Here is a 22,415-nt window from a genome sequence, read left to right on the forward strand (position 1 = left end):
CCGCACCGCCGCACCGCCGCACCGCCGCACCGCCGCACCGCCGCACCGCCGCACCGCCGCACCGCCGCACCGCCGGAGGATGCCGCAGCCCGAACACTGCCCGCGGGCGGCAAGGCGACTCCGGGTCTCGACCGGCACAGGGGGGCGCGTCCCCCTGCTGAGAGCAGAACGGATGTTGCGTATGACGACTGCGTCGAAGACGTCCAAGGCGTCGAAGAGGCGACGGCCGAGAACCGTACGGCGGCGGGCGAGCGCCGCCGCCCTCGCCGTGGCAGCCACCACGACCCTGACGGGCGCCGACTTACCGTCAGCGGGTGGTGCGCACGGCCTGCGCCTCCCGACCGTCTCCGCGGGGAGCGCCCGCTTCGAGATCCTCTCGCCCACGCTGATCCGCACCGAATACGCGGGGGACCGGAAGTTCACCGACGACCCGACGTTCAACGCCATCGGCCGCGAGGGGTTCGAGCCGACCGCGTACAGCGCCACGACGTCCGACGGCTGGCTCACCATCAGGACGAGCGCGATGAGCCTGCGCTACAAAGTCGACTCGGGCCCCTTCAGCGCCCAGAACTTCTCCCTGCGGTCTACGGCGGGCGACACTCCGGTGACCGCCGCTCCCTGGCAGCGGCTGACCTGCGGGCCCGGCGCGCTCTGCGAGGCGGAGAACCTGAGTCTCGACGGGCTTTCCGTCGCCGCCGACCACGCCGGCCACACCGGGAGCGGATTCGCCGCGGGATTCGAGGGCACGGGCAGTTCGGCATCCGCTGACATCGATGTCAAAGACGCCGGGACGTACCAGTTCGCCCTGCGCTACGCCAACTCCCTTGGCGGGGACGGCCAGACCCGTACCCGCACGCTGACGCTCACCGTGGACGGCGGCGCGCAGCAGACGGTGTCCCTGCCGGTCACGGCGAACTGGGACACCTGGAACGTCACTTCGGCGAGCGTCCGGCTCGGCGCGGGTCACCACACCGTCGCCCTGACCCGGACCGCCTCGGACTCCGGCGACGTCAACGTCGACAGCGTCGCCCTCGTCCGGCCCGGCGACGCCTACCCGCCCGTCTCCAGCACCGCGATCACGGACTGCGCGTACGGCGCGAGCTGCGAGGCGGAGGCCGGACGCATCGGGGGCACGGCGTTCGCCGCCACCGATCACAAGGGATACGCCGGCAACGGCTTCGTCGGTGACCTCCACCAGGGAACGAGTCTGACGACCCGGGTGACCGGCGTGCCCGCCGACGGCGTCTACACCCTCCGGGTGCGGTACGCCAACGGAGTCGGCGGCGACGGCCTCCACCAGCAGCGCACCGCCACCGTCTCCGCCGGGGGCACCACCGGCACCCTGTCGTTCCCCGCGACGACGAACTGGGACGACTGGCAGACGGCCTCACTGCCCGTCACCCTGACCGCGGGCACGAACGACGTCACCCTCGGCTGTCCCGACACGGCGAGCTGCCACATCAACGCGGACACCGTCTCGGCGGCCGCCCCCGGCACGGCCGCGCCCCCGCCCCACCTCGCGCTCGGCGGCTACCGCCGCGGCCTCGACGGGGTGACCGGCAACGAGAGCTCGGTCCCCACCACGCCCGGCCTGCTCAACCGGGACGGCTGGTACCTCCTCGACGACACGTCGTCAGCGGTGTACGACGCCACGGCCCACAGGGCGACCCCCCGCCCCGGCCACGGCGGCGCGCCCTACCAGGACGGCTACGTCTTCGGCTACGGGCACGACTACAAGCGCGGGCTGACCGATCTCGCCACTCTGACCGGCCCGCCCGCCCTGCTGCCGCAATGGGCCTACGGCGTCTGGTACTCGGAGTACATCGACCGTACGGCGGCGGACTACCAGAACACGATCCTCCCCGCGTTCCGTTCCGAAGGCGTCCCGCTGGACGTCCTGGTGACCGACACGGACTTCAAGGCCGTGAACACCTGGAGCGGCTGGGAGATGGACCCGGCGAAATTCCCCGACCCCCAGGGCTTCTTCGACTGGTCCGCCGCGCAGGGACTGCACAACACGCTCAACGTGCACCCCGGCATCCTCGCCTCTGACCCCCAGTTCGCCCAGGCGCAGGCCACGGCCAAGGGCAAGCTGACCAAGGGCGGTTGCGCGTCCGGGGCCTCCGTCGAGAACAACTGCTACACCTTCGACTTCGGCGACCCGGACCAGCTCAAGGCGTACATGGACCTGCACCGGACCATGGACCGACAGGGCAACGACTTCTGGTGGCTCGACTGGTGCTGCGACGCGTCGCAGTCGTCGCTGCGGGGCGTCACGCCCGACGCCTGGATCAACCAGCAGTACGCCACGGCCGGTTCCTCGAACCTCGGCGGCCGCGGATTCGTCCTCTCCCGCGCGTACGGCTCGTTGCAGGCGGCCGGGTACAGCGGCCAGCAGGGGCTGCCGACCGGGCCGTGGGCCGACAAGCGCAGCACCGTCCACTTCACCGGTGACACCTCCTCGACCTGGGGCGCGTTGAAGTACGAGGTCGGCTACAGCCCCGGGGAGTCCGCCGCGACCGGGATGGCCGCCATCACCCATGACATCGGCGGCCACAACGACACGACGGGGTTGGCCGGTTCGGAGAAGTACACCGAGGGCGGGCAGAGCCGCACCACACGCAAACTCCCCGACGACCTGTACGCCCGCTGGGTCCAGTTCGGCACGTTCCAGCCCGTCGACCGGCTGCACAGCAACCACAGCGACCGACTGCCCTGGCAGTACGGCCCCGCGGCGCGGCAGTCGGCCGACAAGTTCCTCAACCTCCGCGAGAACCTGGTGCCCTACACCTACACGCTCGCCGAGGAGGCGAACCGCACCGGCGTGCCCATCGTCCGCCCCACCTATCTGGAGTACCCGGACGACCCCCAGGCGTACGCCGTCGCCGGCAGCGAGTACTTCTACGGCTCCGACGTCCTGGTCGCCCCCGTGACCACGCCGGGAACCTCCGCCACCACCTCGGTCTGGCTCCCGCCCGGCCAGTGGACGAACTACTTCACCGGCGAGACCTACACCGGCGGGGGAACCCGGGACGTCACCACCGGCCTGGACTCGCTGCCGGTCTTCGTCAGGGCGGGCGGCATCCTGCCCACCCGCACGCACGACGTGTCCGGCAACGACCGCAACCCCTTGACCGACGTCACACTCACCGTCGCCGCCGGCTGGCCGGGCACGTTCCGTCTCTACGAGGACGACGGCATCACCCAGGGCAAGGGCCGGAGCGCCACGACGACGATCCGGTACCGGCAGAAGGGGCAGCGCCACACGGTGTCGATCGGGCCGGCGCGCGGTTCCTTCGCCGGTCAGGTGAAGACCCGCCGGTGGACGATCGCGCTCATGGGGACCCACGCACCCACCGAGGTCTCGGTGTCCGGAACACGCCTGTCCCCGCAGGCGTACCACTGGGACGACACCTCGAAGGTGCTGACCATCACGCTCCCGCGCCGCAGCGTGCGCGCCCCGGTCACCGTCACCTACGAGTAGGAAGGGACGGACAACCTCCTGGCGCGATCCGGGTCCGGTCGCGGAGCGGTACCCACCGCCCCGCGACCGGACCGACGCCCATGAGGACGAGCACACGGTCCACAGGGGAGACAGCAGCACATGCAGATGCCACCATCACCGCCCGTGCCGTCGCCGTCCGCGGGGACGCGGACCGACGGATCATCCGTCCGGATCGGTGCCCTCGTCCCCCTGAGCCGGCCCGGCTGGGCCGAGGCGGGCCGGCACCTGCTCGCCGGACTCGAACTGGCCGTTCGCGAGGTCGGCGACACCGGCGGGATCGCCGGAAGGCCGCTCGAACTGGTGGTGCGGGACACCGCGGCCGATCCGCGGAAGGCCGTGGCCGCCGTGGACGAACTGGCCCGGCTGGGCGTGGCCGCCCTGGTGGGGGAGTACCACAGCGTCGTCGCCCGCGCCGCCGCGGCCAGGGCCGACGCCCTCGGTGTGCCGTTCCTCTGCTCGTCGGCGGTTCTCGACACGCTCACCGAACAGCCGACGCGGTGGGTCGCGCGTGTCGCCCCGGCGCAGTCCCACGGCTGGAGGATCTACGCGGACTTCCTTCTGGGCGCGGGCCACAGCCGTGTCGCCGTGGCGGCCGATCCGAGTGCCTACTGGGCGTCCGGGGCCGCAGTCCTGAGGGATCACCTCGCCCCGCACGGCGGTTCCGTCGTCGAACTCGACATGCGCGCGCTGACCCCCGCCGCCGTGTGCGACGAACTCGTCGGCCGTCGCGCGACGGCACTCCTCCTCCTGGTCGGGCATCCGGAGCCCGCCGTGTCGATCGTCAGGTCGGTCCGCCGTGACCGGCGCCTCGCCGAGACGATGATCGGGGCCCCGGCCGGACAGCCGGAGTTCGGCGAATGGGCCGCGCTGCTGGGCGGCGAGGGCACCGCCGTCCCGTTCCTGCGCTACCTGCCGGAGCACCTGGGGCCGCTGGGCGCGCGTGTCGGGAAGGCCCTGCGCGAGCGGCTGGGCCGGGCACCCTCCTTCGTCGCCTTCGAGGGCTACGACACCGTCACCGTCCTCGCCGACGTCCTGCGCTCCGGAGCCGGGGACCGGGCGGGTGTCGCCGCGTGCTGGCCGCGCGTCGACGTCGAGGGCACCCGCGGACGGATCAGGTTCTCCCGGGTGCCGGGCACCGGTGTCTGGCAGTGGGCCTGGGCGCCGGTCCAGGTCGTCGACCGGGATCCGGCGGACCCCGAACGCTTTCGGATCCTTCACTCCGGGTGAGAGGTCCCGGATCCGCGGGTGAGCGGGCCCGGGGGCCCGCCGCACCGGCACGACCGCGCCCACCGCGAGCCGGTGCACCCACGTCCCGCGCGAAGCGGACCCGGCCGTCCCCACCCGCCCCGCGACACCGTCGTCCACCCCCTCGCACCGCTCGGGGCCGCGCTGCCGCACGCCGTCCCCCGACCGGACAGGGGCATCCCCACCAGGCCGTACGATCGGCTCGTACCCACCCCCCGAGGAGTTCCGTCCGGTGACCGCAGCCGTTCCGCCGCCCCGCCCCGCCACCGGTCTGATCTCGGTACGGCACCTCACCCGTGTCGAAGACGGTGAGCGGCTGAACGCGTTGCTCTGGCGGGCGGGCGCAGGGTGGCGGATGGTCAGCAGCGCGGTCCTCGGCGGGGGCATCGCGGAACGTGCCTGGGTCCTGAACGCCCAGGTCTCGCACGGCTATCGACGCACCGACCCGGGCGAACACCTCGCCGAACTGGCCCGTACCGCCGGCGCGCGGGGGCCGGGGGTCGGGCTGATGACGGCCGCCGACGTCACCCGGTACGCCGCCGCCCACGACACGGGCGTCGAGGCGGTCGTCACGGCCGGACTGGGGGTACGAGGATGGGCCGCGGCCCCGGCCGAGTCCGTGCCCCGCCCCGTCGTGCCGGGCACGATCAACATCGTCGCCGCGCTTCCGGTGGCACTCGGTGACGCGGCGCTGGTGAACGCGGTCGGCACGGTCACGGAGGCCAAGGTGCAGGCTCTCCTGGAGACCGGGCACGACTGCTCCGGCACGCCTACCGACGCCGTGTGCATCGCCGCGCGCGTCCCGCGTCCCGGGGAAGAGGTGCAGGCCTTCGCCGGGCCCCGCTCCCTGTGGGGTGCCCGCCTCGCCAGGGCCGTGCACGCGGCCGTGCGGGCGGCCGCCGCCGCTTGATCCGGGCCCACGGCGAAAACACGCCACGACAAGTCCCCGGGACTGCAACCATTCGGTCCCCGGACGTGTCTCCACCAGTGAAACAGTGTCCCCTTCAACAGAAAACTCCGGGGGCGTCATGCACCAGCACCCATCCCGCGCAGCCCTGGTCGCCGGCCTCGTTCTCACCGCCGTCGGCGCCACGATCCCCGCATCCGCGGTCACCCAGCCGAAGGCGGCCGCCACACCTACGTCGCCCGCACGTGTCGTCAACGCCCGGTGGGCCGGGCACTGCACCTATGACAGGCTCGTCATCGACGTCCAGGGCGGCACCCCGTCCGTCGGCGTCAGCCGGGTCGGCACACTCCGCTACGACCCCTCCGGGAGGAAGGTCCCGCTCGCGGGCAACTACTTCCTGTCCATCAGGCTGTCTCCCGCGGTCGCCCACAACAACGCGGGCTCGTCGGTCTACAGGGGCCCCCGACTGGCGAACATCCCGCTGTACAAGCTGAAGGGCCTGGCCCTGACCGGGGACTTCGAAGGGGTCGTCACCTTCGGAACCGCGTTCCGGACCAAACCCACGTGGAAGGTCACCAAGCTGCACAGCCCCGAGCGCGTGGTCGTGGACTTCAGCCACGTCAACCGCTGCGGGTGACGCGGGACGGTCACCCCTGAGCACGGCCGAGGCGCCCGGCGGCGTCACACGGGTCGCCACGCCCTTCACCGCCGCGTGGACGCCTCGGCTCCGCTCACCGCGGAAGCCTTCGCGCGTGTCGCCGAAGGCCGTGGTCACCGAGGGGCGCGGGCGTTCCCCGGCCGGGCCACGCGATGTCGTCGACGGCGAGGAACGTTTCGCCGGCCACGGACGCGGGGGTCGTCCCGGCGAAGGCCATGACGTCCCGGTGCAGGTGGGACTGGTCGGCGTAGCCGGTGTCGGCCGCGACCCGGGCCGCGCCCTCACCCGTGACCAGACGGTGGGCCGCGTGGTCGAAGCGGACCAGCCGCACGGCGCGCTTGGGCGGCAGGCCGAGCTGAGACCGGAACCGGGACCACAGCCGCTTACGGCTCCACCCGACCTCGGCCGCGAGCCCCTCGACCCGGATCAGACCACGGTCGGCGACGATCCGGTGCCAGGCCCAGGCCACCTCGGGGTCCACCGGCGGTCCCTCCCCGTGCCGACGGGCGAGCAGCGCGTCCGCCAACGCGAAGCGCTCCTGCCACGACGGGACCTCGCCGAGTCGCTCGCGGATCCGTGACGCCTCCCGGCCCCACAGACCGTCCAGCGGTACGACGGCGCCGTCGAGGTCGGCGGGGGAGGCGCCCAGGATCGCACGGGCGACCACCGGGGACAGGCGCACCTGCACGCACTCGACGTTCTCCCCCCGCGCCCGGACCGCACCCGCGGAGCCGAACCCGGGCCCGGCGACGACGCTTCCCCGCTGCTGCCCCGAGGCACAGTCGACGACGGGCGAACCGGCGCCGAACTCCAGGAGCACCGTCACGGCCGGGTGCGGGACCACCCGGAGCGTGTCCAGGCAGGGGACGCGGAACCCGGCCATGGTGACACCGGCCACCCGGCTGGGCCGCCGCGGGCACTCGACGCCCCACACGGCCGCACCGTGCACGAAGGTCCGCATCGTCCGATGCTACGCGAGCCGGCCACGGGGGAACATTCGTCCAATCCACCGGCGCGTACCGGCGGAGACAGTGGGGCCATGACTGTTTCCGACGGCGGTCCGCACGCGAACGGCGGCCGGCCCACCGAGAGTTCGATCCTGTCGCTGGACGACGGCGACATCCACGTGTGCCAGGACGGCCCCCGCGACGCCCCCGCGCTCCTGCTCATCCACGGGTCCGCGTCCTCCACCCGCTCGTGGGACCCGATGGTTCCGCTGCTGACCGGGCCCCACCACGTCATCCGGATCGACCTGCCCGGACACGGCCGGTCGGCCGCACCGGCCGACCGCGGCTACGCGATCCCGGACCAGGCGCGCCGGGTCGGCACGGCACTCGACCGGCTCGGTGTCGAGCACGTCGTGATCGCCGGTCACTCCAGCGGCGGCGCGGTCGCCACCGCCGTCGCCGAACAGCGGCCCGGCCTGGTGACCGCGCTCGCGCTCGTCAATACCGGCCCCGGCCTGGACGCCTTCATCGCACAGGAGTCCGCCGCGATCGGCGCCTCCCCGTGGCCGCCAACCGACGAGCAGCTCCGGCGGTTCGCGAGCACGGCCTTCAGCCGCGCGGGCTACCAGGTGCCGGAAGAACTCCTGGACGACGTACGCCGCATGACCCACCGCACGCTCACCGCGACGACGGGTGCCACCCGCTCCTACCTGGAACAGCGGCCCCTGCCGGACCGGTTGAGGGTCCTGGGCAAGCCCCTGCTGGTGATCTTCGGTGAGGACGACCGCAGATGGCGGTCCTCGTCCGCCTCCGACTACCGCGTCGTTCCGGGCGCGAGGGTCGAACTGCTGCCGGGTCTCGGTCACTCGCCCCTGCTCGAGGATCCGCAGAGGACCGCCGTCCCCCTGCTGGCCTTCACCACGATCCACGCCGTGCGGGCCGGCCGATGAAGGAGAAGGACACCATGCGGATCCTGATCTCCGGCGCGAGCGTCGCCGGTCCCGTGCTGGCCTACTGGCTCACCAGGCACGGCTTCTCCGTCACCGTCGTCGAGCGCGCGCCGGCCCTGCGCAGGACGGGCGGCCACGCGGTCGACCTGTTCCGGCCCGCGATGGACATCTCGGAGAGGATGGGCGTGCTCCCGCGTGTCGAGGAGCGGGCCACCGGCACGAACCGGATGACCCTCCACAGGGAGGGCTCACGGCGCCCCGTCCGGGCGGACCTCTCCAAGATCTTCGGCGCCGCCTCCGCCCGGCACGCCGAGATCATGCGCGACGACCTGAGCGAGATCTACCACGACGCCACGCGCGACGACGTCGAGTACGTCTTCGGCGACTCGATCACCGAGATCTCGCCCGACGGCGAGGTGCGGTTCGAGAACGCCGCGCCACGCCGTTTCGACCTCGTCGTCGGAGCGGACGGACTGCACTCCAACGTGCGCCGCCTCGTCTTCGGCGAGGAGCCCCGCTCCGACACCTTCATCGGGGCGTACTTCGGGGTGCTGACCCTGCCGAACGTCCTCGGCCTGGACGGCGAACTCCTCATCCACGTCGGCGTCGGCCGCACCGCAGGCATGTACGGCGCGCGGCATCTCGGCGAAGCGCGGGCGTTGTTCCTGTTCCGCAGCGAACGCGAACTCGACTGCCACCACCGCGACGTGCCCCGGCAGAAGGAGCTGCTGCGCGGCGCGTTCGCCGGCATGCACGCCCACGTGGACCGCTGGCTGGACGAGCTCGACCGCACCCCGGCCTTCTACTTCGACTCGATCACCCAGCTCCGCATGGACACCTGGTCACGGGGGAGGGTGACGCTCGTCGGCGACGCGGGCTACAGCCCCGGCCCGGCCGTCGGCGGCAGCACCAGCCTGGCCGTCGTCGGCGCGTACGTCCTCGCCGGAGAGCTGGCACGGGCGGGCGGTGACCACGAGCGAGCCTTCCCCGCCTACGAACGCGTGATGGCGGAGCACGTGCGCGGCAGCCGAGCGGTCGCGCTGAGCGCGGCGAAGACCCTGATCCCCGCGTCCCCCCTCGGCGTGTGGGGACTGGCCCAGGGTGCCCGCCTGATCTCCGCCCTGCCCGTGGTCCCCGGCCGCGCCCTCGTCCGCCTCACCACCAGGAGCGCGCGCTTCCACGACTCCATGACCGTCCCCGACCATCCGCCGGTGCCCGTCGTGTCGGGAGGCAGGAGCGACCTCGGGGGCGGCCCGGGGGCGAAGTGAACCGCTCGCCGCCCCGCGTCCGGCCCGAGCGCTCCCCACGCGTGGAACGGGGCGGGCGGGCGACCGGGACATCCGGCCGCCCGCCCGCCCCGGGACATCCCGCGCGGGGTGGTGACCCCGTCCCTACGGGGCGATCTCGAACTGCGGCGGCCGAAGACCCGTGAGGCAGGACCTGTCCGGGGCCGTCGGCGAGTCGAAGAACGACGTGGTGATCGTCTGCGCGCAGGGCGACTCGGCGAACGCGACGTGGGCGACGTACGGGACGGTCACGGTGGTGGCGCGGCTCAGGGTGCGGGCCACGTAGGGGCCGTTGCTCGGCGCGGTCTGCGCGTCGAACCCGGCCGACATGACGAGCGTGGGGATGTCGCTGCGCGTCACGTCACGGACCGAGCGCGGCAACGCCGGGACGTTCCAGGCACGGCAGTCGGCGTGCAGGAAGGGCAGCTGCGGGGCGTTGGCCAGGACCGAGCGGGGGAACGAGGGGAACACCCGGCGCCCGCCGCGGATCACGTCCGCCTCGGACTCGTACGGGGTCCACTCGCCGCAGAAGACGCCGAACGCGAGTCCGTGGGCGATCCGCCCGATGGCCTGGGGGCTGAGTTTGCCCCCGGCCCACTGCTCGGCGACGCGCTGCGGGTTGCCGTGGGCGAGCTCATCGATGGACCGGGGCACGCCCGCCGCCACATGGGTGGCCGACGTCAGCCAGGTCACCAGGACCCCGCCGTCGATCGTGACCCGCACCGGCCCGGGTTGGCCGGGGACGGTCACGCTGGTGGTCACCGGGTGGGCCTCCAACTTGCGGACGAGGCCCTCGAAGGTCCTCGACAGATGCGGATAGCGCCGGTTGCAGTCGGGCTGCCGGGCGCACGCCGCGAACAGACCGTCGAAGCCCTCGCGCGCCGCCTTCCAGGTCACCGCGCCCCCGGCCAGCGACGGCGGCAGGACACCGTCGATGCCCACGGACCGGACGCCCTCCGGGTGCGTGCGCATGTAGGCGAGGGCCAGGTCGGTGCCGTACGAGATGCCGAAGACGTTCCAGCGCCTGATGCCGAGGGCCACGCGCAGGTCGGCGTAGTCGGCGGCGCTCTCCAGGGTGTTGTAGGCGCCGAGGTCTGCCGTGCGGCGCGTCAGGCTCTCGCGGCACGCCCGAGTCGCCTGCACGTGCAGCCGCCCGGTGGACGGGGCGTTGTAGACGAGCCCGAGGGAGTGGGCGTAGAACTCGTCGATGTTCGGGCAGGTCAGCACCGGGTCGGCCGTGTACGTCCCCCGCTGGGACATGAAGACGACGTCCCGGTCGCGGTTCAGCCCGCCGTCGATCGCCAACTGGGCCTCGGTGAGGGCGTCGTCGCCGGGCCCGCCCGCGAACCACACGATCGGGTCGGGCGCGTGCCGGCGGCCGGCCGCCGCCACGACGGCCACGGAGAGGGTGATCTTCCGGCCCTTCGGGCGGGAGCGGTCCTCGGGCACGGTCAGCGTGCCGCAGCGCGCCCCCTGAAGCGCGGGGATCGGGTCCGGGGTCCGTGGACAAGGGCCCGGTACGAACCGGGAGTGGCCGACGGAACGGGCCTGTGTGCCCGGTGGTGCGGAACCGTCCGGCACGGCATCTGCCGGAGTGGCGATGAGACCGGCGAGCAGCAGGCCGGCCGCGGCCCCGGCCAGCGCGGCGGGGAGCCGTCGCACGGTGCGCCGGTCACGGGGTGGGCGGAGGGACGTCATGGGGTCTCCAGTGCGGGAGTGATCGTGAACGGCTTCGGGGTCAGGCCCGCCACACAGCCGGTGTCGGGCGCGTTCGGCCGGGTGAGGAAGGAGGCCAGGACGCTCTGGGCGCAGGGCGACTGGGGCACCACCCAGTGGCCGATCCCGGGAATCCGTACGGTGGTCGAGCGGGACAGCGTGCGCGCCGCGTACGCGCCCCAGCGCGCCCCCGTCTTGGCGTCGAAGGTTCCCGAGAGCACGAGCGCCGGCACGTCGCTGACCGTCGTCACCCGCTGGACCGGGGTGCGGTCCGGGACGTTCCAGACGCGGCACACGTCGTGCTCGAACGGCAGCTGCGGTGCCTGGGCCAGCACCGAGTCGGGCCAGCCGGGGAAGGCGCGCCGCCCGGCCGCCAGCAGGTCGGACCGCGAAGAGCCCGGCACCCATTCGCTGCACGCCACCGACTGGGTGAGACCGTGCGCGAACGTGCCGATGTCGGGCGTGGCTCCGGCGGCGCGGGCCCGCGCGAAGCGCTCGGGATTCCCGTGGGTGAGTTCGTCGAGGGCCGCGGGGACGTCGACGGCCGGGACGGCGTTGGCGACGAGCAGGTTGACGAGCGCGCCGCCGTCGAGGACGACCTCGACCGGCGTCCCGCCCGACGGGGGCTGTGCCATCACCGTCAGCGGGTGCGCCTCGAGGCGGCGCACCTGCTGTGTCAGGGTGCGCGACAGGTCCGGGTAGCGGTTCCGGCACGCCGGCTGGGCCGCGCAGGCCGCGAAGACGGTGTTGATGCCCTCACGGGCGCTGTCCCAGGTCCAGGGCAGGCTGACGATCTGGGGAGGCACGACGGAGTCGATCGCGACCGAGCGGATCCCCTGGGGGTGACGGCGCAGATAGGTCAGGGCCAGGTCGGTGCCGTACGAGTACCCGTACACGTTCCACCGGCGGATGCCCAGCGTCCGGCGCAGATCGGCGAAGTCCGCGGCGTTCTCGGTCGTGTTGTAGGCGCTCAGCTCGACGCCGCCGGCCGTGAGGCGGTCCCGGCACTGCTCGGCGGCGCGGACGAGGAGCCGTCCGGTCGACGGCGCGTCGTAGCGCAGTCCGACGGCGTCCGCGTAGAAGCGGTCGATCTCCGGACAGGCCAGGTTCGGCCGCGTGTGCAGCGTTCCGCGCTGGCTCATGACGATCAGGTCGCGGTCCTTGTTCACGCCCGAGCCGATCAGGAACGGCATGTCGTCGATCGCGTCGCCGCCGGGGCCGCCGCTCATGAACACCACGGGGTCCGCCGCGGGTTTCGCCGAGACGGCCGGGACGATGACGACGGTCAGCCGGATCGTCCGCCCGCCGCGGTGGGCGCGGTCCTCGGGAACCTCCAGGAACCCGCACCGTTGTCCCGGCACCGGCTCGGGCGTCTCCGGACAGGGGCCGGGCACGAACCGCGCGGGTGCCACCGGCCGCGGCCCGCCCCCGGCGGCCGGCACGGCGTGGCCGGGTGCCGGGGCCAGGGCGCCGAGGAGGGCCACGCCCGTCGCGACGACGGCCGCCCCGGTCCGTGCGTCCCGGGAGCGCCGCCGGGCGGACGGACACGTCGTCCGCCGCGGTCCGGACCCGGGACGGCCGCGGTGGTCCTCACCGTCACGGCGGCCGCCGTCCCCGCCCCTGCCGTCGCCGCCCCTGCCGTTCCGGCCGTCGGCCCCGCTTCCGGCGCTCTCGCCGCCGTTCCCGCGAACGGACGGCGGACCGCCCGTTCCGATGCCCTGTTCCCTCATGCGATCCCGTTTCTCCGACGTTCCCGGCCACGCCGATGTCGCGACGCCTCCGGGAGACTCCGCCCGCCACCACCTGCCGCGGGCGGGCACCACCCGGGTCAGCCTGGGCGCGCGGCCGGACGTCCACCACTCATGGGCTCCACTCGGAGCAGTCCTCGACCGCGGGGCGCGTCCGCACGCGCACGGCCACGACGGGACCGCCGCCCGCCGTCTCCCGGTCCTTCTCGGTGACCCCGGCGGTGGCGGCGAGGGGCGCCGCGGCGGAGAGGCTGCCCCACAGGGCGGCCGGACCGTGGGGCGCGAGCGCGGTGATGACGGCGGGGGAGACCGCGAGACCGAGCCCCGTGGAGAGCCCGAAGCGGACGGCGTCCCAGGACGTGCGCGGGGGCGGGGAGGTGTGGGCCGCGATGCGGCGAGAACCGGCCGAGCGGCTGCGGGAGTCCGACTTCCCCTGGCGTTCCTCGCAGGCCGACTTCCTGCTCCCCGCCCGGCCCGGCCGACCCTCGCCGAGGAACTGGACGACGTGGACCGGATCGACGACGAGCCCTGTGTGACCGCCGCGCTCGTCACCCCCTGCGCCAGCAGCGGGGTCCGCCTCGGCACGCCCTCACCGCTCGCCGACGCGAGCACGCGCGAGCGGGCCCTGGACGTGGCACAGGCCCACGGCGTGCGGCAGGAAGCCTTCGCGGAACGCCTGCTCGCGGATCCGGCCGCGGTACGGCTCCGGCCGCTGCGCACCCTGGCCCGTGGTCCGCACACCACCCGCGAACTGGCCCACGCCCGGGAACTCACACCCCCCGAGGTCTCCCGTCACCTCGCCGTCCTGCGCCGCGCGGGCCTGCTGACCTCCCGACGCCAGGGGCGCCACGTCCGCCACCCCCTCGACCTGCCCGATCCGACGGCCCTGGGAGCCGACCTGCCGGCGGCCGTACCGCGCTGAGCGGCTTCGACGGGCCTGCGCGCGGACGCCGCCCGTCGTCACCCGGGCGATGTCCGGCTCCTCTTGGAGCACCTGACGGAAAGCCCGGTCGTAGCCAGATCCCCTCCCCGGCCGAGTCGGCAGTGCTGCGGGAGGTGATCGGGCCCGAGCCGTACGAGGCCGTACCGGCCGTCCGCCGCGCGGAGGCGGAGCTGTTCGCGATGTTCACCGACGCGGACGCCGTCGAGGCCGTCCGCCGATGGTATCGACTGGCTACTCCTCGGGCTCCCAGGCGATCAGCTGCTCGAAGACCTGCGGGTCGCCCTCGATCTTCAGGTCGCTCAGCGTGAGGCGGCCCCAGACGAAGAGGAGCAGCTGCTCGGCCGTACCCGTGGCCGAAGCGGAGGCGGGCGCGGCGTCGTCCGTGAGGGGTGCGGGCCAGGCGCCGGTGTCGTCCAGCGTGAGGAGCCAGGAGCGGCCCTCGGCGGCGTGGTAGTGGATGGTGGCGGCCTCGTGCGGCCAGGCCGCCGGGGTGGAGTTGCAGGTGTCGAGGAACTCGGCCATGCCGTCGATCGCGACGTCCGTCGGCATCGGCTGCACGGCGCCCGCGGCGAGCTGGGCGTCGTAGGTGTGCACCAGCACCTCGTGCACCCGGCGCCGGGCAACGCCCCGGGCATTCGCCGGCGACACGCCGGCGCTCCACCACGTCCAGCACCCGCGCTCCGGGCCTGCCTCGCGCAGCGCGCTCAGCAGCAGCTCGTTCGACTCGTCGTACCAGGCCAGCAGCGCCTCGAGTTCGCGCGGCACCTCCGCGGCGTCCTTGGCCGGCGGGGCCTCGGCCGGGCCCGCGGTGACGATCGCGGCCCACCAGCGCTGGCCCGTGCCCAGGTGGTGCACCAGATCGAACAACGTCCACTCGGGGCAGGACGGCACCGGCGTGTCAAGGCTGGGCGCGGCGGCAACCGCACTCCGGAACGCGGCCGACCGCTCGTCGATCAGTTGCAGCAGCGCGGAATATTCAAATCTCTCTGTCACGTCGCTTACCTATCACCCAAGCTCAGCCGACCGCACCCTGTTTTCCGGGCCGTCAGCTACGGGAGTTGGAGGACCTGATGGAAAGCCTGGCCGTAGCCGTAGCCGTAGCCGTAGCCGTAGCCCTTCCCGGCCGACTCGTTGAACGAGTCGACGGAGGGGTCCGGCTTCAGCGGATGCGGCCGCCCTCGGTGACCAGCCATTCGCCGGTCTCCCAGGCGGAGGGACCGTCGTCGATCCGGTGACAGAGATCGAACCGGATGTCGAGTCCGGGCCAGGGACCGGCGACGGGGACGACGCGGAAGACCTCTTCGAGTCCGGGCAACGTGAACCCGTCGGGCTCGGGGAACAACCGCTCCAGTTCGGTCCGGGTCAGGTCGGTCCAGAGCGCGAACTGCCACAGGGTCCGGGTCAGCCACGGGTCGTGGACCAGCTCGAACCGGGGCTCACGTCCGACGACGAACTCATCGATGTCCGCGTCGAGTTCGGCCGGCGTCGAGGGGAGGACGAACGGCCAGTCCTCGCCGGTGGGGTAGCGGTACATGGCCGAGGCCGAGGAGAACACGGTCCGGAGGCCGTGCCACTGCGCGGGTGACGTGACACAGGCGGGCACGTTGATCCCGGTGTGGTCGACGCGCCGGACGTGCCCGGCCATGCGGCGGGTCAGGTCCGCCATCGTGACCGAAGGCGGCGGGACCGCCGTGTCATGAGCGACGGCGGCCTCCGACACGCCGATGGAGTGACCGGTGTCGAGGGCGACTTCGGGCGCGTCCACGTCCGCGAGCTCGAACGCCGTCACGGGACGGGCGCCGACGGGCCGCGGTGGCGTGAGGGTCAGGCGCCCACCAGGCCGGCCGGCCGCTCCGGGCGGAGCGGTGAAGCAGGCGTACGCCACTTCGGAGAGCAGTGCGCGAAGCTCGTCCAAGAAGGTCCGCGACGCAGGATCGTCGGGCAGCAGGAACGTGATCTCGCAGAGGCGGTCCATCCCTTGATGCTCGCAGGGAATCCCGGCTTTCGGGCGGGAAGGGAACGCGGTCCTCGGGCAGGAGGTGCCGAGCGCGGGGTTCCCCGCGGCCTCGGGGCGAGAGGCGACCCGCCCGGTTCCGGCTCTCGGTCGGCGCCTTCGTGCCCGGACGCCGTCCGGCCCGATGACCGACTCGTCGGCAGGGTCGAGCGGGCCGGCGCGTCGTGGCCCCGGCTCGGCGACGCCGACGGGGTGCCCGGACGACCGCCCGACAGCGCCACGCGCCCGCGGCGTTCGAGGGGCTCACCGGGCGGATCGACGGTTCGGCTCAGTACCCGCTGATCCGGGCCACGAAGTATCCGGCGACGATCACCGAGCCCACGATGATGAAGCCGAGCCACAGGTACGGGTGTTCCCATATCCCGCCGTCGGGCTGCTCCTGATGCGCTTCGGCGATGGAACCCTCGACGGGCGGGGTCTCGCCTGGGGGTACGAGTGGATGTGTCATATGTCAACGGTCCGTCCGAACGGCGGGCGGCGCATCTTCGTACGTCTCGGTGTGTTCCGCTCCTGGACAGGACTGTCTCCGGGGCGGTGCGCGGCCCTTGTGCGGTGGCGGGTTCCCACGGTGGCCGCGGTCGAAACCGCGGAGGCCGGTGCGCGGCACCGCCGGCCGGGAGCGGGCTCACCGGGCGACGGTGCGCCCCGCGAGCCGGGACAGGACGGACCGAAGGGGCCGCGACGGGCCGCGGCGGGAAGGGCACGAGCCGGGAGCCGAGGGCCCCTTGCGCGAATCGTTGACATGACCCTGTCCTGTAGCTAGCTTCGCGAACAGTTCTCGTCCGCGCCCCCGGGTGCTCGCGGCCCAGGGGTGCCCCGTCCGCGCGTTCGCATCGCCAGGACCCCCATCTCGACGGTGCGACAACGTTGTCGACCCCGACCGCTGCCCAAGTGATGCGCCTCGCCGCGTAGACAACGTTGTCAATCTTCAGCTCCCGCTCCCGAGTAGAGGAGAAAGCCCGTGATGACACGATTGTCGAGACCCCCCGGAACCGCCGCGATCGGATTACTCGCGGCCACGGCGCTGGCCACGGCCGGGCTGTGCGCACCCGCGTGGGCGGTCGGGAAGGCCGCGTTCGTCGCGTCGCCGGCCACCGTGGTCAACCCGTTCATCGGCACGTCGAACGAGGCCAACGACTTCCCCGGGGCCGACGTTCCGTTCGGCATGGTGCAGTGGAGCCCCGACACGACGTCGCGGCCTCCCGGCGGCGGCTACGAGTACAACGACTCCTCCATCACCGGCTTCAGCCTCACCCACATCGCCGGACCGGGCTGCGGCGCGGCCGGCGACATACCCGTGCTGCCCACGGTCGGCGCCGTGAACACCGGTGCGACGGACGCGTTCTCCCACGCCAACGAGTCGGCGTCCGCCGGTTCGTACAAGGTCGCGCTCAACAACCAGGTGACCACCGAACTGACCACCACGACGCGCAGCGGCATGGCGCGCTTCACCTTCCCCTCGAGCACCCAGGCCAACCTGATCTTCAAACTGACCGGCAGTCAGAACGGCGCCACCTCGACGCAGTTCACCAAGGTCTCGAACACCGAGGTGAGCGGTCAGGTCACCAGCGGTCGCTTCTGCGGTGCGGGCAACACGTACACCGTGTACTTCGACATGGTCTTCGACCAGCCGTTCGCCTCGCAGGGCACCTCGGTCGCCAAGACGTCGGCCGCCGCCCCCGTGAAGCCCCGTACGGCCTCCAAGAACGCGGCCGAGAAGCCCAACAAGCCCGTGCTCCACGGCAAGACGCCCACAGCGGCGGCCCCCGGCAAGGCCAAGGGCGGCGCCTCTCCCGAAGCCGCCGCCTCGAACGGCTACGTCACCTTCAACACGACCTCGAACCCGGTGGTGCAGGCCAAGGTCGGCCTCTCCTACGTGTCGGTGGCCAACGCGACGGCCAACCGGGTCGCGGAGAACGCGGGCTGGGACTTCAACGCGACCCGCACCGCCGCGCAGGACGCCTGGAACAGCGCACTCGGCAAGATACAGATCGCCGGTGGCACGGCCGCGCAGCAACAGACCTTCTACACCGCGCTCTACCACTCGCTGCTGCACCCGAACGTCATCAGCGACACCAACGGCCAGTACTACGGCTTCGACGGCAGGACCCACACCGTGGACGCCGGGCACAAGGCGGCTTACGCCAACTACTCCGGCTGGGACATCTACCGTTCGCAGGCCCAGCTTGAAGCCCTGGTCGCCCCCCAGGTCGCCTCGGACACGGCCCAGTCGATGGTCGACGACTACGCCCAGACCGGGATCTTCCCCAAGTGGTCGGAGAACAACGGCGAGTCCTACGTCATGGTGGGCGACCCGGCGGCCGCCATCCTCGCCGACTACTACGCCTTCGGCGCCCGGGACTTCGACTCCAGGACCGCCCTCGCCGACCTGGTCAAGCAGGCCAGTACGGCCAACAACGACCGACCGGGCCTCAACTACCTGAACTCGCCCGGCTACATGCCGCACGACGGAAGCTACGGCTGCTGCAACTTCTACGGCCCCGTGGCCACCACGCTGGAGTACAACACCGCCGACTTCGCCCTCTCCGCGATGGCCGGGGCGCTCGGCGACACCGGCAACCAGAAGACGTACGCCAACCGTGCCCAGGGCTGGCGCAACGTGCTCAACCCGGCCTCCGGCTTCGTCGAGCCGCGCAACGCGAGCGGCTCCTGGACCGGCGGGTTCGATCCCACCAGCGGCACCGACATGGTCGAGGCGGACTCCTGGATCTACACCGGGATGGTCCCGTTCAACATCGGCGGCCTGGCGCGCGCCAAGGGCGGCAACACGGCGATGAGCCACTACCTGGACACCGTGCTGCGCAGCTACACGGGCGACAAGGGGTACGCGTGGGTCGGCAACGAACCCAGCATCGAACTGCCGTGGGAGTACGACTACATCGGGCAGCCCTACAAGACACAGGGCACCGTCCGGGCGATCCAGCAGCAGATCTGGGCGAACACCCCCGGCGGACTGGCCGACGGCAACGACGACCTCGGCGCGATGAGCGCGTGGTACGTGTGGTCCGCGCTCGGCATGTTCCCCGAGACCCCGGGCACCGCCGACCTCGCCCTCGGCTCCCCGGTGTTCACCCAGGCGGTGATCACGCTCCCGTCGGGCAACACACTGACGATCAACGGCAACGGCGCCGCCGACAACGCTCCCTACGTCCAGTCCGCGACGTGGAACGGCTCCGCCTGGAACAACGCGTACGCCCCCACGTCGGCGATCACGGCGGGCGGCACGCTGAGCTACACCCTGGGTACCAGTGCCAACACCTCCTGGGCGACGGCCGCGTCCGCCGCTCCGCCCTCCTACGCGGGTGACACCGCGGCCCCGGCCTCGCCCCGCATCGGCCCCGTCACCTCCGCGGTGGCGTCGAACCTGTGCGTCGACGACGCGAGTTCCTCCACCACCGACGGCAACCACGTCCAGCTCTGGACCTGCAACAGCACCTACGCCCAGGACTGGACCGTCGCCGGTGACGGAACGATCCGCACCCTCGGCAAATGCCTGGACGTCGACCACAGCGGAACCACCAACGGCACCCTGGTCCAGCTGTGGACGTGCAACGGCACCGGCGCCCAGCAGTGGACCGCGGGCTCCAACGGATCGCTGGTCAACCCCCAGTCCAAGCTGTGCCTGGACGACCCCAACTCCACGACGACGACCGGCACCCAGCTCCAGATCTACACCTGCAACGGAACGGCCGCCCAGAACTGGAAACTGCCGAGCTGAGCCACCGGCATCAGCATCAGCACCGGCACGGGCACCGGTCGTCCGGTATGCCTGAGCGGCCCGGTGCGCCGCCCCGTGTGTCCCGGCCCCGGCCGGGACACACGGGGCGTGCCATCGGCGGTGACGAAGCACATCTCCTGTGGCAAAGCGCATCTTCTGTGACGGACGGGTCGGACGGCCGCTTCGAGGAACCCGGTGACCGAGCGGATACCGACGTGAGAGAGGTGACCGCGAGGTCCATCGCGTCGCCGTTCGAGTGCAGGAGAGAGGCGGTCTGCACCCAGCGCTCCACCGTACCGGCTTCGACACCGGGCTCGAGGAACGAGTCGACGCGCACAGGCCAGGCGGTTCCGCCGGTGTAGGGGGTGCGCTCGCCCCAGGGCCGCGCGATCCTGTCCCCCTCGAACTGCATGACTGCCTCCGGAATTCTGCGTACGAGTCGTTCCGTCACAGGGGCGCCCCGTGCTCGTCACCGGAGCTGGTCAGGGCTTGAAAAGGACCTTCACGGCGCCGTCCTGCTTCTTCTGGAAAGTGGCGTAGGCGTCCGGTGCCCGGTCCAGCGGCAGGCGGTGGGTGGCGAAGGACTCGACACCGAGCGGGTCGCCGTCGGTCAGCAGGGGGAGGATGTCGTCCACCCACCGCCAGACGTTGGCCTGTCCCATGCGGAGCTGGATCTGCTTGTCGAACATGGTCAGCAGGGGGAGGGGGTCGGTCATTCCTCCGTAGACGCCGGAGAGCGAGATCGTGCCGCCGCGCCGCACGAGGTCGATGGCCAGGTGGAGGGCGCTGAGACGGTCCACCCCGGCCCGCAGCATCAGCTTGGCGGCGAGCGCGTCGGGCAGCAGCGTGGTCAGCTGCTGGCCGACCTTGGCCGTCGTGGCCCCGTGGGCCTCCATGCCGACCGCGTCGATGACGGAGTCGGGTCCGCGGCCGTCCGTGAGGTCCCGTACCGCCTCCACGATCCCGTCACCGCACTCCTCCAGGTCCAGGGTGTGCGCCCCGCGTGCCCTGACCCTCTCCAGCCGTTCGGGCACCAGGTCGATGCCGATGACCTGCCCGGCGCCCCGGTGGGCGGCGACGCGCGTGCACATGTCCCCGATCGGGCCCAGGCCCAGGACGGCGACCGTTCCGCCAGGGGGGACCGCCGCGTAGTCCACGGCCTGCCAGGCGGTCGGCAGGACGTCGGACAGGTACACGAACCGTTCGTCCGGAGGCCCCGGCGGAACGGCGATGGGGAGGGTGTTGCCGAACGGCACGCGCAGGTACTCGGCCTGCCCGCCGGGGACCTGTCCGTAGAGCTTGGTGTAGCCGAACAGGGAGGCGCCGCTGCCGTACTCCCGGACCTGGGTGGTCTCGCACTGGGACTGCAACCCCTGCCCGCACATGAAGCACGTCCCGCACGAGACGTTGAACGGGATGACGACCCGGTCGCCGGGCCGGACGTTCGTGACCTCGGAGCCCGTCTCCTGGACGACACCCATCGGTTCGTGGCCCAGGACGTCCCCCGCGTCGAGGAAGGGGCCCAGGACCTCGTACAGGTGGAGGTCGGAGCCGCACAGTCCCGTGGTCGTCACCTTGACGATCACATCGGTCGGTTCCCGGATGACGGGGTCGGGCACCGTGTCGATCCGTACGTCGCGTTTGCCGTGCCACGTCAACGCTTTCATGCGTCCTCGCTTCGTAGTCGGGAAACCGTGCCCTGCCGACCGCCGGGCCGGCCGAAACCGTCACTGCCCGAAGGTGCCGGTGACGACGGCCGGGGCCGCGCAAGGGCATACCGTCCGAGTACCCAGACCGCTCGGCTCATGCGGGTGGACGGAGGAACGCCTTCCGGCAGCCCGCGCTTCTCGGGATCCGCCTCACTCCTTCCCGCGGCGGCCGGCCGGCCACGACGCGACGGCGACGCCCGCCGCGGCCAGCAGGAGACCGCGGTTGTCCCGCACCACCTGCGCTCCCAGGAACATCTTCTGCCGCGTCGGCTGAGACACCTCGTCCTCCCGCGTCCGGCAGGCTCGAGCAGCCTTCGCCTTCAACGCGCCCGCCTTGACCGACGCTTGGTCCCTCAGCCTGCCGGCCTTCGACGCGGCCTGCCCGAAACGGCCCGGACCGGGGGCGGACCCGGTACCGCGCGGCTGTGTACCAGACACGGTGGTCACCGTCCGTTCTCTCGCGTTCCCGCGGACCGGATGCGGTCCGGTCGTCCACGGAGCACGCGAGTACCCGGACCGGGCGGGTTCAGCGGTGACTTTCGCTTTCTGGACAGCGGCGGGCCATCCCTTCGTTTTCGGCGCCACCATGCGCGCGCCGTCGGGGCATCGGGATGTCACGGGGAAACCGCTTCTGCAGAAAGAACACCCCATGCCAGAGCAGCAGGACCGGACCGGCCGCGTCGACGCGTTGGAGGAGGAGATCGCGCACCTGCGGCGCGCCGTCGTCTCGCACGCCGTCGTCGATCAGGCGATCGGCGTCGTCCTCGCCTACGGCGGCGTGCGGCCCGAGGCCGCCTGGGAGGTACTGCGGGAGATCTCCCAGCACACGAACACCAAACTGCGCACGGTGGCGGAGCAGATCGTGCGCTGGCCGAGCAGCCTGTGGCTGCCCGCGGAGATCCACCGCTGCCTGGACACCGCCCTGGAGAGCCGCCGTCCCGCTCCGCAGCGGTCCGTGCTGCACACCTCGGCCGTCCGCCTCTCGCGGCCGGCGCCGAGCCGGTCGGAATGACCGCGGTGCGGGCGCGGGCCCCCTCCGGGCCGGTTC

At 72.5% G+C, this 22,415-nt stretch carries 17 protein-coding genes and 2 pseudogenes; 9 read left to right on the forward strand and 10 right to left on the reverse strand.

What is annotated here, in order from left to right; translation table 11 throughout:
* The first annotated feature begins 181 nt into the window (after positions 1-181).
* The 4 genes from CW362_RS08420 to CW362_RS08435 all read left to right on the forward strand — a co-directional run bounded on the left by CW362_RS08420 (position 182) and on the right by CW362_RS08435 (position 6,294).
* Positions 182-3,484 carry a TIM-barrel domain-containing protein gene (locus CW362_RS08420; protein ID WP_103548742.1) on the forward strand — a complete coding sequence of 1,101 codons (3,303 nt, stop codon included), beginning with the start codon at positions 182-184 and terminating at the stop codon, positions 3,482-3,484.
* 120 nt (positions 3,485-3,604) lie between these two features.
* Positions 3,605-4,732, forward strand: a complete 1,128-nt coding sequence (locus CW362_RS08425) for an ABC transporter substrate-binding protein (RefSeq protein WP_206300894.1) — start codon at positions 3,605-3,607, stop codon at positions 4,730-4,732.
* A 250-nt stretch (positions 4,733-4,982) separates the two neighbouring features.
* Positions 4,983-5,660: an adenosylcobinamide amidohydrolase gene (locus CW362_RS08430; RefSeq protein ID WP_162683999.1), complete on the forward strand. Its 678-nt coding sequence runs from the start codon at positions 4,983-4,985 to the stop codon at positions 5,658-5,660.
* Between the two features lie 118 nt (positions 5,661-5,778).
* Entirely contained in the window at positions 5,779-6,294 is a 516-nt protein-coding gene (locus CW362_RS08435) for an AMIN-like domain-containing (lipo)protein (RefSeq protein ID WP_103548743.1), read from the forward strand.
* A gap of 94 nt (positions 6,295-6,388) precedes the next feature.
* Here the strand turns inward: CW362_RS08435 and CW362_RS08440 are convergent, their stop codons facing one another.
* Positions 6,389-7,276 (reverse strand): AraC family transcriptional regulator, encoded by an 888-nt coding sequence (locus CW362_RS08440; protein ID WP_103548744.1) that lies wholly within the window; start codon positions 7,274-7,276, stop codon positions 6,389-6,391.
* Between the two features lie 78 nt (positions 7,277-7,354).
* On the opposite strand from CW362_RS08440, the gene CW362_RS08445 reads away from it, so the two are divergent.
* The gene (locus CW362_RS08445) at positions 7,355-8,212 is read left to right on the forward strand and encodes an alpha/beta fold hydrolase (RefSeq protein ID WP_103548745.1); all 858 of its coding nucleotides are present in this window, start codon (positions 7,355-7,357) and stop codon (positions 8,210-8,212) included.
* 14 nt (positions 8,213-8,226) lie between these two features.
* The gene (locus CW362_RS08450) at positions 8,227-9,480 is read left to right on the forward strand and encodes an FAD-dependent monooxygenase (protein WP_103548830.1); all 1,254 of its coding nucleotides are present in this window, start codon (positions 8,227-8,229) and stop codon (positions 9,478-9,480) included.
* Positions 9,481-9,603: 123 nt separating this feature from the next.
* Here the strand turns inward: CW362_RS08450 and CW362_RS08455 are convergent, their stop codons facing one another.
* The 3 genes and pseudogenes from CW362_RS08455 to CW362_RS44365 form a co-directional block, all read right to left on the reverse strand.
* Complete coding sequence (locus CW362_RS08455; RefSeq protein ID WP_103548746.1) at positions 9,604-11,196, reverse strand: alpha/beta fold hydrolase; 1,593 nt, start codon at positions 11,194-11,196, stop codon at positions 9,604-9,606.
* On the reverse strand, positions 11,193-12,443 hold the full coding sequence (locus tag CW362_RS08460) for an alpha/beta fold hydrolase (protein WP_240657725.1): 1,251 nt from the start codon (positions 12,441-12,443) through the stop codon (positions 11,193-11,195). Before CW362_RS08460 ends, CW362_RS08455 begins: the two co-directional genes overlap by 4 nt.
* 631 nt (positions 12,444-13,074) lie before the next feature.
* A pseudogene (locus CW362_RS44365) lies at positions 13,075-13,305 on the reverse strand (MFS transporter); the annotation flags it as partial.
* 28 nt (positions 13,306-13,333) lie between these two features.
* On the opposite strand from CW362_RS44365, the pseudogene CW362_RS08470 reads away from it, so the two are divergent.
* Positions 13,334-13,884, forward strand: a pseudogene (locus CW362_RS08470) (ArsR/SmtB family transcription factor); the annotation flags it as partial.
* 252 nt (positions 13,885-14,136) lie between these two features.
* Here the strand turns inward: CW362_RS08470 and CW362_RS08475 are convergent.
* The 4 genes from CW362_RS08475 to CW362_RS08485 form a co-directional block, all read right to left on the reverse strand.
* On the reverse strand, positions 14,137-14,898 hold the full coding sequence (locus CW362_RS08475; RefSeq protein ID WP_103548748.1) for a maleylpyruvate isomerase family mycothiol-dependent enzyme: 762 nt from the start codon (positions 14,896-14,898) through the stop codon (positions 14,137-14,139).
* Between the two features lie 56 nt (positions 14,899-14,954).
* Positions 14,955-15,098, reverse strand: a complete 144-nt coding sequence (locus tag CW362_RS43210) for a hypothetical protein (RefSeq protein WP_162684000.1) — start codon at positions 15,096-15,098, stop codon at positions 14,955-14,957.
* On the reverse strand, positions 15,065-15,880 hold the full coding sequence (locus CW362_RS08480; protein ID WP_103548749.1) for a hypothetical protein: 816 nt from the start codon (positions 15,878-15,880) through the stop codon (positions 15,065-15,067). Before CW362_RS08480 ends, CW362_RS43210 begins: the two co-directional genes overlap by 34 nt.
* A 307-nt stretch (positions 15,881-16,187) precedes the next feature.
* Positions 16,188-16,367 carry a DUF6480 family protein gene (locus CW362_RS08485; RefSeq protein WP_103548750.1) on the reverse strand — a complete coding sequence of 60 codons (180 nt, stop codon included), beginning with the start codon at positions 16,365-16,367 and terminating at the stop codon, positions 16,188-16,190.
* Between the two features lie 516 nt (positions 16,368-16,883).
* On the opposite strand from CW362_RS08485, the gene CW362_RS08490 reads away from it, so the two are divergent.
* Positions 16,884-19,658, forward strand: a complete 2,775-nt coding sequence (locus CW362_RS08490; protein ID WP_103548751.1) for a lectin — start codon at positions 16,884-16,886, stop codon at positions 19,656-19,658.
* Between the two features lie 482 nt (positions 19,659-20,140).
* Here the strand turns inward: CW362_RS08490 and CW362_RS08500 are convergent, their stop codons facing one another.
* Both CW362_RS08500 and CW362_RS45245 read right to left on the reverse strand, forming a co-directional pair.
* On the reverse strand, positions 20,141-21,325 hold the full coding sequence (locus CW362_RS08500) for a zinc-dependent alcohol dehydrogenase (RefSeq protein WP_103548752.1): 1,185 nt from the start codon (positions 21,323-21,325) through the stop codon (positions 20,141-20,143).
* A 192-nt stretch (positions 21,326-21,517) separates the two neighbouring features.
* A complete protein-coding gene (locus CW362_RS45245; protein WP_276313652.1) occupies positions 21,518-21,646 on the reverse strand; it encodes a hypothetical protein in 129 nt (42 codons plus the stop codon).
* A 370-nt stretch (positions 21,647-22,016) separates the two neighbouring features.
* On the opposite strand from CW362_RS45245, the gene CW362_RS08505 reads away from it, so the two are divergent.
* Positions 22,017-22,379, forward strand: a complete 363-nt coding sequence (locus tag CW362_RS08505; RefSeq protein WP_103548753.1) for an ANTAR domain-containing protein — start codon at positions 22,017-22,019, stop codon at positions 22,377-22,379.
* Positions 22,380-22,415 lie beyond the last annotated feature (36 nt).

The organism is Streptomyces populi (genome assembly GCF_002911015.1).
Taxonomy (GTDB): domain Bacteria; phylum Actinomycetota; class Actinomycetes; order Streptomycetales; family Streptomycetaceae; genus Streptomyces; species Streptomyces populi.

Coding starts and splice junctions, on each gene's coding strand:
- CW362_RS08435 (WP_103548743.1), top strand. CDS start 5,779: ATGCACCAGCACCCATCCCGCGCAGCCCTGGTCGCCGGCCTCGTTCTC.
- CW362_RS08485 (WP_103548750.1), bottom strand. CDS start 16,367: ATGACACATCCACTCGTACCCCCAGGCGAGACCCCGCCCGTCGAGGGT.
- CW362_RS43210 (WP_162684000.1), bottom strand. CDS start 15,098: ATGGCTGGTCACCGAGGGCGGCCGCATCCGCTGAAGCCGGACCCCTCC.
- CW362_RS08450 (WP_103548830.1), top strand. CDS start 8,227: ATGCGGATCCTGATCTCCGGCGCGAGCGTCGCCGGTCCCGTGCTGGCC.
- CW362_RS08480 (WP_103548749.1), bottom strand. CDS start 15,880: ATGGACCGCCTCTGCGAGATCACGTTCCTGCTGCCCGACGATCCTGCG.
- CW362_RS08445 (WP_103548745.1), top strand. CDS start 7,355: ATGACTGTTTCCGACGGCGGTCCGCACGCGAACGGCGGCCGGCCCACC.
- CW362_RS08490 (WP_103548751.1), top strand. CDS start 16,884: ATGACACGATTGTCGAGACCCCCCGGAACCGCCGCGATCGGATTACTC.
- CW362_RS08505 (WP_103548753.1), top strand. CDS start 22,017: ATGCCAGAGCAGCAGGACCGGACCGGCCGCGTCGACGCGTTGGAGGAG.
- CW362_RS08500 (WP_103548752.1), bottom strand. CDS start 21,325: ATGAAAGCGTTGACGTGGCACGGCAAACGCGACGTACGGATCGACACG.
- CW362_RS08440 (WP_103548744.1), bottom strand. CDS start 7,276: ATGCGGACCTTCGTGCACGGTGCGGCCGTGTGGGGCGTCGAGTGCCCG.
- CW362_RS08460 (WP_240657725.1), bottom strand. CDS start 12,443: ATGAGCGGCGGCCCCGGCGGCGACGCGATCGACGACATGCCGTTCCTG.
- CW362_RS08455 (WP_103548746.1), bottom strand. CDS start 11,196: ATGACGTCCCTCCGCCCACCCCGTGACCGGCGCACCGTGCGACGGCTC.
- CW362_RS08420 (WP_103548742.1), top strand. CDS start 182: ATGACGACTGCGTCGAAGACGTCCAAGGCGTCGAAGAGGCGACGGCCG.
- CW362_RS08425 (WP_206300894.1), top strand. CDS start 3,605: ATGCAGATGCCACCATCACCGCCCGTGCCGTCGCCGTCCGCGGGGACG.